The organism is Phytohabitans aurantiacus (genome assembly GCF_027923225.1).
In the GTDB taxonomy this organism is placed as follows: domain Bacteria; phylum Actinomycetota; class Actinomycetes; order Mycobacteriales; family Micromonosporaceae; genus Phytohabitans; species Phytohabitans aurantiacus.
In genome coordinates, this window is the sequence record NZ_BSDI01000080.1 from 14022 (window position 1) to 27733 (window position 13712).

At 72.3% G+C, this 13712-nt stretch carries 6 protein-coding genes and 1 pseudogene; 2 read left to right on the plus strand and 5 right to left on the minus strand.

The annotated features are described in order from the left end of the window. Positions 1-34 precede the first annotated feature (34 nt). The gene (locus tag QMG73_RS42535; protein ID WP_281905316.1) at positions 35-1942 is read left to right on the plus strand and encodes a penicillin-binding transpeptidase domain-containing protein; all 1908 of its coding nucleotides are present in this window, start codon (positions 35-37) and stop codon (positions 1940-1942) included. 8 nt (positions 1943-1950) lie between these two features. Here the strand turns inward: QMG73_RS42535 and QMG73_RS42540 are convergent. The 4 genes and pseudogenes from QMG73_RS42540 to QMG73_RS42555 all read right to left on the minus strand — a co-directional run. Then, a pseudogene (locus QMG73_RS42540) lies at positions 1951-2874 on the minus strand (arginase family protein); the annotation flags it as partial. Positions 2875-2883: 9 nt separating this feature from the next. Beyond that, a complete protein-coding gene (locus tag QMG73_RS42545) occupies positions 2884-3795 on the minus strand; it encodes a tetratricopeptide repeat protein (protein ID WP_281905317.1) in 912 nt (303 codons plus the stop codon). A 6-nt stretch (positions 3796-3801) separates the two neighbouring features. Then, complete coding sequence (locus tag QMG73_RS42550; RefSeq protein ID WP_281905319.1) at positions 3802-6813, minus strand: FtsX-like permease family protein; 3012 nt, start codon at positions 6811-6813, stop codon at positions 3802-3804. After that, positions 6810-9824: an FtsX-like permease family protein gene (locus QMG73_RS42555; RefSeq protein ID WP_281905320.1), complete on the minus strand. Its 3015-nt coding sequence runs from the start codon at positions 9822-9824 to the stop codon at positions 6810-6812. Before QMG73_RS42555 ends, QMG73_RS42550 begins: the two co-directional genes overlap by 4 nt. Before the next feature lie 90 nt (positions 9825-9914). Here QMG73_RS42555 and QMG73_RS42560 point away from each other — a divergent pair, with 90 nt between their 5' ends. Further along, on the plus strand, positions 9915-11087 hold the full coding sequence (locus QMG73_RS42560; RefSeq protein ID WP_281905323.1) for a hypothetical protein: 1173 nt from the start codon (positions 9915-9917) through the stop codon (positions 11085-11087). 1172 nt (positions 11088-12259) lie between these two features. On the opposite strand, the gene QMG73_RS42565 is transcribed toward QMG73_RS42560, so the two are convergent. Continuing rightward, positions 12260-13591 (minus strand): hypothetical protein, encoded by a 1332-nt coding sequence (locus QMG73_RS42565; protein WP_281905325.1) that lies wholly within the window; start codon positions 13589-13591, stop codon positions 12260-12262. Positions 13592-13712: the final 121 nt, after the last annotated feature.

The following is a 13712-nucleotide window of genomic DNA, read 5'->3' on the forward strand; positions in this document are numbered from 1 at the left end:
AGAACATCACAGGGCTCGTAATACTGTCGAGACCATGCGTGTCACGGGGATTGCGTGCGTAGTGCTAGCGGCGGGCACACTGGCCGCCTGCTCAGGTGGGGACGGACCCGACAAGACGGTCGACGCGTTCCTGACCGGTTGGCAGAGCGGCCAGCTCAGCAAGGTCGGCTTCGTCGACCCGACCGGCCAGAAGGTGCCCGCCACCACCGTCGCCGAGCAGATCAAATCGCTCAGCGGCGAGCTGGGCGAGACCCCGCCGGCGCTCAAGCGGGAAGGTGACCCCAAGGTCACCGAAGACATCGCCACCAGCACCGTCACCGTCGACTGGACCCTCCCCGGCGGCACACACTGGACATACCCGACGACCCTCCGGCTGCGGCAGGGTAAGGACGACGCCTGGCAGGTGATCTGGGAGCCCAAGATCGTCCAGGAGAAGCTCAGCGCTGGAGACGCGCTCGCGACCCGCCGGCTCGCCGCCGATCGCGGCGAGATCGTCGACGCCGGCGGCCAGCCGATCGTCCAGAAGAAGCCCGTGGTGGTCGTCGGCGTCGAGCCGCAGCGCGTCACGCAGATCGACGCGCTGGTCAAGGACATGGACCGGCTTTTCAAGTCGGTGAAGACCGAGGTCGACCTGGCGGACCTGCCCGGCATCGTGGCCAAGGCACAGCCGAACGCCTTCGTCGACGTCGTGTCGCTGCGCCAGGAGGTGTTCGCGCAGATCGAGCAGTCGCTGCGTGACCTGCCGGGCACCGTGTTCCGGGAGGAGCAGCGGTATCTCGCGCCCAGCCGCGAGTTCGCACGCGCGCTCCTTGGCACCGTCGACCCGGTGCTCAAGGAAGACATGGACAAAAATCCCGGCAAGTTCGTCATCGGTGACCTCATCGGTCACGGCGGGCTCCAGGGCCGGTACGACGAGAAGCTGCGCGGCACCACCGGGCAAGCCGTGGTCGTCACCCGCAAGAACCCTCAGTCCGAGGGCCCGGCGGAGACCGTCGCCGAGGTGTTCCGCAGCGAGCCGAAGCCCGGCGCACCACTCAAGGTCACCCTGGACCGCAAGGTGCAGAACGCCGCCGACGCCGCGCTGAAGGGCAACCCGCGCAACACCGCCATCGTGGCCCTGAAGATCAGCGACGGCTCGATCCTCGCGGTCGCCAACGGTCCCGGCGCCAGCGGAAACAACCTCGCGTTCAACGCCTCCGTGCCGCCCGGCTCGACGTTCAAGATGGTGTCCGCCCTCGGCCTGCTCGACGCCGGCGCGGTCAGCCTTAACGGCACCGTCGACTGCCCCAAGACCCTCAACGTGCCCGGCCGCCCACCGATCAAGAACGCCCACGACATGGTCCTGGGCAAGGTGCCGTTCCGGGTCGACTTCGCCAAGTCGTGCAACACGGCGTTCGCGTCGCTGGCTCCGAAGCTCGGCGACGACGGGCTCGGCAACGCCGGCCGGTCGCTCGGCCTCGAAGGAAAATGGGACCTGGGCATCGACGCCTTCACCGGCAAGGTCTCCGCGGGCGGCTCCGAGGGCGAACGCGCGGCGGCCGCCTTCGGGCAGGGCACCACCGTGGTCAGCCCGCTCGCCATGGCCTCGGCAACCGCGGCCGTCGCCCGCGGCCAGTGGCAACAGCCCAAGCTGCTCCTCGACCCGGCCCCCGCGTCGACCGCGCCCGCCGGCCCGCAGCTCAAGGCGTCCTCCGTCACCCCGCTGCGCCAGATGATGCGCGAGGTGGTCACGGCGGGTCACGGGGCCGCGCTCAAGGACGTCCCCGGGGGCCCGGTGCACGGCAAGACCGGCACCGCCGAGTACGACAACAACCCCGCGCACACGCACGCGTGGTTCGTGGGGTGGCAGGGCGACATCGCGTTCGCCGTCTTCGTCGAAAACGGCGGCGACAGCACCGCCACCTCCGTCCCCCTGACCGAAAAGTTCCTCCGCGCCCTCTAAGCGATTTCGGCTACTGGTTCGGGGGTGGTTACGTGGGCCAGGCCCGCGACCAGGGTCGCCGCGATGTCGGCGGCGTATTCGCCGTCGGGGTCGTAGTCGGGGTCGAAGACGGTGATCTCGACGCCCAGGCACTCGGGTGTCGAGACCAGGCCGCCCAGGAGCAGCTCGAGCTCCGGAAACGCGATCCCGCCCGGATCGGGCGCGTCGACGGCGGGCATCACGGACGGGTCGAGCACGTCGACGTCGATGTGCACCCAGTACCCGACGCAGTCGGTGAGCTGCTCGCGGGCCCACTGGGCGGTGCGCGCGGCGCCCTCGGCGCGCAGGGCCGGTACGGGCCGGGTCACGATGCCGGCCGCCTGCAGGTCGAGGCGGTACTCGTCTTGCGCCCGGATGCCCAGCACGATCACGTCGACGTCGCGAAAGTACGGCCGGCGGCCCTCGATGGCGGCGAGGTCGGCTTGACCGCGGCCGGTGGCGAGGGCCAGATCTTCGCCGGCGGCCGCCCCGACGTATGACGCGTTTCCGGGGTGCCGGAAGTCGGAGTGACCGTCGACGAAAACGAGCCCGATGCGGCCGCCGAGGCGCTCGCCGAGCCGGTTCATCGCCAGCGCCGAGCCGAGCAGGATCGAGCAGTCGCCACCGAGGATCAGCGGGAACTCGCCGGCCTCGATGATGGCACCGATGCGGCCGGCGAGCTGCGCCGAGTAGTTCGCGATCTCACGTGCGTGGCACACGCCGTCGCCGGGCCGCCAGTCGCCCGGGTCGTACCGGGGCGGGGTGAGGCAGCCGGCGTCGCGTGCGTCGAGTCGCTGGATGAGGTCGTGGTCGCGGAGTGCGCCTGGCGCCTTGGCGCAGCCCGGCACCGACGTCTCGGTCGGCGGGCGCAGACCGAGGTTCGACGGTGCGTCGAGGACAGCGATTCGGCGCATGGGCGGCGCCTAGAACAGTGCGCTCGCGAGCGCCCGCCGGGCGCTCGCCACCGCTGGGTCGTCGGGACCGGCCACGGCGAAGAGCGACAGCAGGTGCTTGCGGATCTCCTCGCGCTCGTCGCCAGCGGTGCGCTTCACGAGGCTGACCAGCCGGGCGTACGCGCGGTCGGCCTGGCCGCTGAGCACCTCGACGTCGGCGGCGAGCAGCTGTGCCTGTACGTCGTCGGGGTTGGCCTGGGCCGTGGCCAGTACCTCGACCGGGTTGATGCCTTCGATCCGGCGGGCGAGCCCGACCTGGGCGAGACCGGCCTCGGCTGACTGGTCGGCCGGCGACTCGGCGAGGATTTTCTTGTACGCCTGCTCGGCCCGGTCGAGGTCACCGGCCATCAGGGCGTCGTCGGCCTCGGTGAGGCGTGGGTCTTCCGGTGCGTCGGGTGCCTGCACGCCGGCGGCCTTGAGGACGGCGTCGATGGCCTGGCGGATGTGCGCCTCGGGCAGCACGCCGGCGAACAGCTCGGCCGGCTGCCCGCCGATGACCGCGAAGACGTGCGGGATGCTCTGGATGCGGAACGCCTGCGCGAGCCGCGGGTTGGCGTCTACGTCGATCTTGGCGAGGATCCAGGAGCCACCGCCCTCGGCGGCGAGCCGCTCCAGGATCGGCGAGAGCTGCTTGCATGGCTGGCACCAGTCGGCCCAGAAGTCGATGACGACCGGCGTGGTGAGCGACCGCTCCAGGACCTCGGACTGGAATGTGGCCTCGGTGACGTCGATCACAGCTGCGCCGCCGGGGCCCGTCGGGGCCGCCGCGGACGGCGATGTGGGCGGGGCCGGAGTGGATGGGGCCGGCGCGGGGGTGCGCAACGCGCTCAGGTCGACCGCGCCGCGGGTAAAGATCGACGGTGTGGTACGTGGGTCGCTCATGGTTCCCTAGTCTCGCACGCGGGACGTAACGACGGACCGCCGTAGCGCGACGGCCACCGCGATGGCGGCCACGACGAACCCCACCGCCGCGAGCGCACCGGGCACACCGACGGCGAGCGGCGCCGGCCACCGAGGCAGCGGCAACTGGATCGAGTCGTCGACGAACACCGGCAGGTAGTCGCCGGACAGCCACCACGCCACGGCGGCGGCCAGCGCACCCGTGACGAGCGCGGTCACGACGACGGGTAGGTAACTCCAGAGGGCCGCCCTGCCTACGGTGCCGATCGGCATGCCCTGGCGATGCAGGGCGAGCATGTCTTCGGCACGCCGGCGCCGGTCGACAGCCGCCATCAGGGCCAGGCCGCCCACCGCCAGCAGCACCGCGAACGCCGCCGCCAGCAGGTGGAACCAGATCGCGAGAGCCGGGGAGCGCCGGTCGAGCGAGGCGCGGGCGTCGTCGGCCGTGGTGTCGCTGGCCACGACGAGGCCCTGCGCGGCGAGCCGGTCGACCACGTCGGCGGGCGCGCCAGCGGTCAACCACACCTGCGGCTGCTCCAGGCGGGTGCCTCCCAGCGCCGCCCGTTCGGCGTACTCCAGGTCGGCCAGTACGCCGTGGCCGCCCACCTTGGGCAGGATCGCCGCCTCGCGAACCACCTTCACCTCAGCCCGCTCGGCGTCGAGGCCGGCGAGCTCGCCGGAGTTAGGCAGGTCGCCGGCCGCCAGCACCGGCAACGGGTACGGCAGGTCGGTGGGGAACGCCCAACTGTAGAGCTGGGGTGTGCTGCTGGTGGCGAGGACGAGGCCATCCGGCTCGACGCGGACGGTGTCGTCGTCGGCGCCCTGCCACTGGCCGGCGCCGGTGAGGTCGGCGGTGGACAGGATCGGCTGCCCCGACGCGCCGTCGCGCAGCTCGCGGACCAGGATCTCGGGGCGCTCGGAGCCGGACCGCGCGAACACCGACAGCTCCAGCGCGAGCAGCCTGCAGCCCTCGGCGCAGGCTCCCGCCGAGGCGGTGTACGTGCGCGCGCCCGGCGTCATCATCCCGAATCCGGCTCGGATCGGCGCCCCGCCGGACAATGGCCGCAGCACCGCGTTGAGCCCCACCCCGCTGTTGGCCCCGGTGTACTCGACGTCGACCGCGAGGCTCCCGGCACGCACGATGTGGGGCTCCGGGGTGTCGGGCCGCAACAGCGCGGCTGCCTCGCCGGCCGCCGGCCCGAACTCGGGCCGCCACACCGCGACCTGTGCCAGCCGCGTGGTGTCGGCCACGACCAGGGACGGTTCGCCGTCGTCGAGCGTGATCACGCCGGCTGCCATCGCGTACCGGCCATCCGGGTCGACCTCGCGCACGGCGTGCAGCAGGACGCCCGCCTCGACCGGCAGGACGGTCAGCACCCGCTGCGCCCCGGTCTGCACGACGGCCCGTTCGGCGCGCGCCCGGCCCGCCACGTCGACCGCCACCGCGGCGTACCCGAGCAGCGCCACCGCCACCGTCAGCAGCACGAAGAGCCGGTGACTGCCGGGGCGCCGGGCCAGTTGGAGGGCGCCGAGAGCCGGGCCGAGCCGGCCGCGCCGCAGCGCACGGGCACCGAGCCGGCCCGCGAGCGGCATCAGCAAACGGGCCGCCACCAGCGCGATCGCGACCGCCACCAGCGACGGCACGAGCAGCGACAGCCCCACCAGCTCGCCCTCGAAACCGCGCAGTTGGAAGACCGCCACGGCGGCGAGCACGACGACCGTCGCCTCCACCGCCATCGACCGCCACGCGCCTTGGCGAGCCGGCACCCGGCGCAGCAGGTCGGCCACCGGGCTCGCGAGCTGCGGGCGCTGGGCGAGCACGGCGGCGGCTAACGCGCCGGCCAGGGCCACACCGGCATAGGGCAGGGCAACGGTGTCGAGCTCCGCCCCGATGCCGAACCGCGCCTCGGTCACCACCCACACGGCCGCCGTGCCGGCCAGGTAACCGATCGGGGCGCCGAGCAGGATCGCGAGCACGCTCTCGCCGGAGGTCAGCCACCACCGCACCGGCCGGCTCGACCCGCGCAGCGCCACAAGACCCAGCTCGTGCCGGCGCCCCGTCGCCCCGTACGCCACCGCCAGGAAGATGACGAACCAGCAGAGCGCCACGAGCGGCACCGCCGCGACCGGTACCACGCGGCGGGCGAGCGTCTGCGCCTGGTCGATCCGGTCGAGCAGCCCTTCGAGATCGCTGTTGACGCTGGCGAACATCGAACCGTCGCCGACCAGGTCTTCGTCCAGGTCGCCAAGGTCGGCGCGGAGCGCGTCGAGCCGGTCGACGCTGAGCGTGCCCGGCTGCGGGATCGCCTCGACGGTGCGGTAGTCGGTGCGGTGGTCGACGCGATCGGCGGTCTGCCGGCCGACGAAGATGGGCTCGCGGGTCGCGTCGGGCGCGCCGAGAGCGAAGAACGCGGACCGTCCCCAGTAGAGCTCGTCGACGTCGACGGGTTGATAGACGCCCGCCACGGTCAGCTGGGACGGCTCGCCGTCCGGAACGTACCGCTTGGCCTGCTCGTCGTACCGCGCCGCCTGGACCGTGATCGCGGAGCCCGGCGTCAGGCCGAGCCGGCGCGCGGTGTGCTCGCCGAGCACCGTCTCGCCCGCCGACACGATGCACCGGCCGGCCACCATCCGCAGGTGCGGGCAGACCTCGCCGCGAAACACCAGCCAAGAGATCTCGCCCAGCGCCGGCTCCAACCCCAGTACCGCGTACTGGGTGGAGTAGACCTGGTCGAACCCGTCGATGTCGACAAGTCGCGGGCCGATCGAGTCGAACCGTTCGACGTCGAGCCCACTCTCCTCGCCCACGAACGTCGACATCGCCAGCGTCTGCTCCCGCCGGTCGGAGTCGGCCACCTCGGTCTGCACCACTGCCCGGTCGACGGCCCGCAAATAGACCGGCCCGGCCACCGCGGCTCCCGTGGCGAACACGCTCAGCAGCAGTACGGCCAGCGCCTGCGCCCGCCGCGCGGCCACCATCGACACCAGCAGCGCGATCATGAGCGCACCGCCCGCACGAGGTGAGCGGCCGCCACGGCTCCGGTCGCGCCGAGGACCACCAGGGCGGCCAGCCCGGCGGCGATCAGCGGCACGGGCGCCGGGCCGGTGTGCACCGGAAGCACGCCCCAGTTGTCGACGAACACCGGCACCGCCGCCTCCACCAGCACACCCGCGAGCGCGGTCGCCGCCACGCCCACCACCACGCAGGCGCCCACCAGCGCCGCGTATCCGCCATAGCCGATCAGCCGCACCGACCGCAGGTCCATGCCCTGCCTGCGGAGGGCGGCCAGCTCGGCGGCGCGGTCGGGGCGCTCGACGGCCGCGGCGACCGTCAGCACACCGGCCGCGAGCAGCAGCCCGATGATCCCGGCGAGCACCTGGAAGCGCGTCGCCAGCGGCGGCCCCTGCTCGTCGTACCGCCCGCGGGCGGCCGCGATGGAGTCTTCGGCGAGCACGGTCAGGCCCTGGTCGCGCAGCCCGTCGAGCACGCTCGCCGGTGTGCCGGGCGCCAGCCACACCTGCGTCTCGTCGTTGAGCCCAGCCTCGGGCGAGACCCGGTCGGCGTACTCCAGGTCGACCAGGTAGGCGCGCCCCGGCGCCTGCGGCACCGCGACGAGCCCTTGATGGCCGGTGAACAGCACCGGCAGCGGCAGGCTGCCGAAGAGGGCGAGCCGCGGGTCACCCGGCTGGCCGTCGGCCACCGCGACGCCGACGTGCGCGACCGGCAGCGGCACCGGCGCGTCGACCAGATAGGCGATGCCCGAGTGCTGCACGCGCAGGTCGGCCGCGCGCGGCGGCGTGGTCAACAGCAACCCGCCCGCGTCGCCCACGATCGTGGGGCCGACAACCTCGGCCCGGACGCCCGCGCGCCACCGCGTCGGGTCGGCCAGCTCGGCCACGGGCCCGGCCGCGCCGGCCAGGCTGTGCAGCCGCACGGCACGGTCGGGGGGCGGCGCACCCTGCGCGTTGGGAGCGGTGACTTCGAGACCCACCAGCCGGCAGCCGCTCTCACCGCCGCAGGCGTCCAGCTCCATCTGGTACCGCTGGCGTCCGTCACGCAGCGGCCCGAACTCCACCGACACCGGCTCACCCGTGCCGGTGACGAGATGGGCGCGCACCAGCAACGGCTTGCCCACACCCACCGGCTCGGCTTCGAGGGTGAGCGGGCCGTCGCTGAGGCGCACCGGCGCGGGTGCCTCGGGTCTCAGCCATTGGGCCACAGAGGACGGTGTGTCCGCGTATCCCTTATGCCAGCTGGCCACCCGCGCGAGCCGTGGGCTGTCGACGGCGAGCACCCACCGACCACCTTCGCCCGCTCTGTTGCGCACGACGGCCATGGCGTGCGTGCCCTGCGGGTCGGCGGCGCGCACGGCGTTGAGCAGGTGCGCGCGGCTGCGCGCCTTGACGGTGAGCACCCGGTCGGCGCCGACCTCGTGCGTGGCGCGGGCGTCACGCGCGGCGTCGCCCGAATACCACCCGCCGGCCGCGCTCGCGAGCAGCGCGACAGCGACCGTGAGCAGCGCGAACACCCTGTGCGTGCCCGGTCTGCGGGCGAGGTGGGTCGCGGCGAGGGCGAGCGGCACGCGGCCGGCGCGCAGCGCCTTGCGGGCAGCACGCGCGGCGAGCGGGCCGACCGCGCGGGCCGCCAGCAGCGCGACCGCGAGCGCGACCAGGGCGGGCGCCACCAGCACCAGCCCGGAGGCGTCGCCGGGCTCGGCGTCGATCGCGTACGCCTGGTAGACACCCGCTGCCGCGACGACCGCGATGATCAGGTCGACCACCCCGGCGCGCCAGCCTCGACGGCGCGGCGGCACGTGGCGGAGCAGATCGATCACGCCGGAGCCGATGCCCCGCCAGTCGGCGGCGATGGCGGCGGCGAGCGCCCCCAGCCCGGCGGCGCCCACGGCGGCGAGCGACATCAGACCGGCGAGCCGGACCCGGTCGGGGTCGCCCAGCTCGCCGCCGAGCAGCCGGGCGAGGCCGAGACCGGCCGCCGCGCCGACCACCGCCCCCGCGACCATCGGCAGGACGCTCTGCTGCGCGGTCAGCGACCAGACGCGCCACCGGTTGCTGCCGCGCAGCTTGAGCAGGCCGATGTCGGGGCGACGCTGCTCGGCGGTGTGCCGCACGGCGAAGAACAGCGCGAACCAACACAGCACGAGCAGCTGGGCGGCCGCGACGCCGACCCCGAGGTTGACCAGGCGCTGCTCGCGCGCAACCCGCGTGGTGAGCGCGTTGGCCTGGGTCTCGACCCGCCAGTTGGAGCCGGAGGCCGCTTTCTTCCGGGCGATCTCGTCGGCCAGGTCGTAGCCGCCGATGCCGAGGTATGCCTCGGGCGGGAGCACCTGGTGGTAGTCGGCGAACAGCTCGCCCGCGCCGGTGGCGTTGACCGTGTCGATGACGGCGAAGAGCGGATCGCCGCTCAGGGACGAGGTGACCGAGCCGGAGCCGCGCCCGAGCACGTTGCCCGCCCAGTACGGCCCGAGCGGGTCGAGCATCTGATAGGTGCCCGCGATGCGCAGCCGCATGACGGGGAGCCCCGGCACCACGAAGTCGATCTCGTCACCGATGCCCGCGCCAAGCGCGCCGGCCCCCTGCTCGCTGAGCAGCACCTCGCCGGGCCGGGACGGGCAGGCGCCGGCGATCGCGACGTGGTCGCACACCTTGTCGCGGTAGGCAAGGGCGACCGCGGACTCGGCGCCGCCGCGGACCGCGCGGCCCGGCACGCGCACCGAGACGGTGCTGTCCGAACCGGGAATCGGGAACACCGCGCCGGCCTGGCTCTCGATCTGATCGACCACGCCCGGCGCGGGAGCGACCCGGCCGGCCACCAGCACGACCCGCTGGCTCGCCGGTGCGACCGCGACGTCGGCGAGGGCGACCGACCGGGCGGCGGCCACGACATACCACGGGGCGGCGGTCGCGGCGATCAAGGCGAGCGCGGTCAGCACGAACAACGTGGCCGCCTGCGCCCGACGCGCCCGGATCGCGCCCAGGACCACCCCCAACATGCAGGTCACCCTAACAACGTCTGGTGGCGGTCGATGCCCCGATCCATTGATAGCCTTGACTAGATTGAAACGATTCTATACCTTGCCCACATGGCCAATCCCACGCATAAACCCCGACGCCGGTGGCGCACCGGCCTCGTGGTCGTGACCGCGACAGCACTGGTGGGCACTGGCGTCGCGGTCGGCACCCAGCAGGCGTCCGCCGCCGCGTGCGGCGAAGGCTCGTTCAACGCTTCGGCCGTGTTGAGCGGCAGCACGTGGACCTCGCGCAACGGCAACACCACGGTCTACACGGGCACAGACATGCGAGCCGCCGTCCAGGCCGCGCTCAACAGCCTCACCGCCGGCCGCACCTCGAAGCAGTCGGTGGTCGTGCGGGGCTCCGGCTCGATCAGCGCCGGCGCCCGGATCTCCGTGCCCAGCTACACGATCCTCGACGTCTGCGGCAACATCACCGCCACCGGCTCCGGCTCGGGCGACAACGCGCCGATCTACTCGCGCGGCACCCGCGACATCGAGATCCGCTGGCTGAACGTGCGCGGAGCACCGCTGTACGGGATCTTCATGCGCAACGTCAACAACCTCGTGCTCGGCCAGATCAACATGCAGGTGAGCGGCGGGCTCGGCGTCCGCATCGACAACCACGGCGGCGACCGCGCGGTGAAGGTCCGCAACATCCGGATCGACAACGTGTACATATCCGGCGCCACCAACCAGGGCGTCGAGACGTACGGCGTGGACGGCCTCACGGTGGGCACCGTGACCACGCGCAACGTCGGATACTCGGGCCTGCTCCTCAACGACACCATCAACGCGACCGTCGGCACCGTCGACGCGGAGAACACCGGTACTGGCACGGGCTACGCCGCGTTCCGCATGGCCAACCGCAACGGCCGCATCGGCAGCAGCTACCCGACCAACATCCGCGTCGGCACCGTACGGGCACGCGGCGGCGGCCGGGGCATCTTCTGCGTCTCGGAGAGCGGCGGCGCGATCATCGACCGGGTCGACATCGCGAACACCGGCAACAACTCGGTACTGATCGAGAACTGCTACAACGTGACGCTCGCAGGCGCCTCGGGCACGGTGAGCGGTGGCGGCGAGATGCGGATCGCGGCCCGCACCGAATTCCCGCCGTCGTCGAACATCCGCTTCCAGAACCTGACGGTGAGCAACACGAACATCCGCTGGAGCCCATGCACAGGCACCGGCAACGCGGTATCGAACGTAACCCGCACCAACTCAACCCTGTACTGGTGCTGAGGCGCCGCTTCCACGCGGCCCCCGTTTTGTGGCGTCGATCAAGGGCGAATGCACGCGGTTGGATCTCTTTTCCGCGTGTGTTCGCCCTTGATCCATGCGAATGCCCTTGATCGGCGGGGCTCGGTGGCGGGACGCTGGTGGTGGCGATCTGGCCGCCGGATCGGCGGGCGATCCAGGGCTCGGGTCCGGGGGATCTGGTGCAAACCGGGACTTTGAGCTACCGCGATGCCCGTCGTGCCACAGACCGTTGCTCCCGCAGCCTCGCCCTCCGCGTCCAGTCACGCTCAAGATCCCGACAAAATCGCTGATTTTGTCGCCTCAAACGCGGTCCGAGGCCGCAATTTCAGGGATTTCGCTGCAACGTCTGGGGCGCGGGGTTGTGTGGCTGCGGAGGGTGAGGCCGCGGGAGCTACGGGCATGGAGCGCGGCGGACGTCGCGGTAGCCCGGCTCTTGGGATAGCGCGTCCAAGCGCGGGCCGTCTCAGGCGGTCTGGATCGTGCGCCGCAAGGCGCGATCAAGTCGTGCGCCGCAAGGCGCGATCAAATCGTGCGCCGCAAGGCGCGATCAAATCGTGCGCCGCAAGGCGCGATCAAATCGTGCGCCGCAAGGCGCGATCAAGGAGATGTGCGTCGATCAAGGGCGAATGCACGCGGTTTTGAGATCGAACCACGTGCATTCGCCCTTGATCGACGGGGAGAGCGTGCCTGCGGGGCGGGCGCCGCAGGCACGCCATGCGGGCGCGGCGCGCTGCGGGGCGGGGGATATCGCGCCTAACCACCCCGCGCCCGCGCGTCGCGCCGTAGGCGCGCTTTCCCCGCCGATCAAGGGCAATTGCGTGGATCAAGGGCGAATGCACGCGGAAAAGAGATCCAACTGCGTGCATTCGCCCTTGATCGGCGTCCCGGGCGTGGCGACACGCCGTGCCGGCTGGCCTGGGGGCGGACGCGCGGGGAGAAGAGATCCAACTGCGTGCATTCGGCCTTGATCGGCGTCCCGGGCGTGGCGACACGCCGTGCCGGGCTGGCCTGGGGGCCGACGCGCGCGGAAATAGAGATCGAACCGCGTGCGTTCGGCCTTGATCGGGGGGAGGCGAGCGGGGTGTGGCGACACGCTGTCACGGGCGGGCGGTGCCGTCGGGGGAAGGAGGACGGCGCCGGGGCGGCGCGGCGGGTTATCGGATGTACGAGCAGGGGGCGCGGACCTGCCAGGGTGGGGTCTCGTCGCGCGGGGTGATCGGGATCGCGGGCGCCGTGTCCGAGGACGCGCACGCGGTGCGGGCTCGGTCGAGTTCGTCGCTCCACGTCGGGCCGTCGGCGCGTGAGTTGTCGACCCGGAAGTTGACGACCATGACGAGCGCCAGTAGGCCCGTCAGCGCGTACAGCGGGGCCTTCCCGCGCCCCGAAGCCTGATCCGGCTGGAGGAGCGCCACCAGCGCCGTCACCACCAGCAGACCGGGCGCGACAGCGTAGCGCGGGGTGGCGGTGCCGGACAGGAGCACGGGCAGCATGTACAGGCCGGCGCTGTGCAACGCGGCCCCGATCGCCAGTGGCCAGGCTGGCTGTACCGCTGCGGCGGCGGGCACGAGGCCCGGACGGCGGGTGCGCAGCCAGGCGAGCAGCACGATGGCGCCCACGATGAGCCAGGCAACCGCGGCGAGCAGCACCCAACGTGCGGTGATCTCGTCGCCGAGCCAGCGTTCGCCGACCAGTGGTGCGGGTACCGCGCGTAGCAGGTAGCCCGTCACGGCGCGTACCGGGTCGGGGGTGAGCTCGCGTTCGCTCGATCCGGTGAGCAGGCCCGCGAACTGCACCACCAGACCGGTGGCGAGCGCCAAGCCCAGAAGCACACCGTGCCGGTTGCCGGATGGGCGCCGCATCGCGCGCCACAGGGCCAGCGGGATGAAGACGACGACAAGGATGTCGCTGGCCGCGACCAGGAACACGACCGCCGTGGCGATCACGCGTCCGGCTCGGCCGGTGGGTGTCCAGATGAGCATCCAGAAGAGCGCGTACAGGCCGTACCAGTGGAGGTTGGCGATCGAGTTCAGCACGTCGCCCTGCGCCACCGGGACGGCCACGATGGGCGCGGACACCAGCAGCCTCGACCAGCGGGACGGCAGGTGCTCGCCGCTCGCGACGTACACCAGCAGCGCGAGCAGCGCCACGACGGCAGCCGCCTCGATGGCCAGCACTTCGGATGCCGCGCCAGCGGGGAACGCCGTCGCGATCATGGCCAGCAGCCTGGGCACGAGGTGGTAGTAGCCGGCATACGACGCCGTGAGCGCCGAGAGCGGCCCTTCCCGGACGGCCTCGCCCAGGAAGATGCCGCCGTCTTCTGCCCAGATCGTGTCGAGCGCGCCGGCACCGGGCTGGCGGAGCAGGCCGGCCGTGGTGCCGATGACCACGGCCAGCACTCCCAAGGCGACGCCGCGCCATGCCCCAGCCCTCAAGAGGGCGGGAGAGACGGTCAGAGCCGCCCGTCCTTGACCGCTTGGGTCACCCATGGGATCACCTCGTCGAGCATGGTGTCGAGGCTCGTGGTGGCCTCATAACCCAACACCTCACGCGCCTTCGTCACATCCGGCACACGCTTCTGCACGTCATACTCGAACGGATCATCAGACA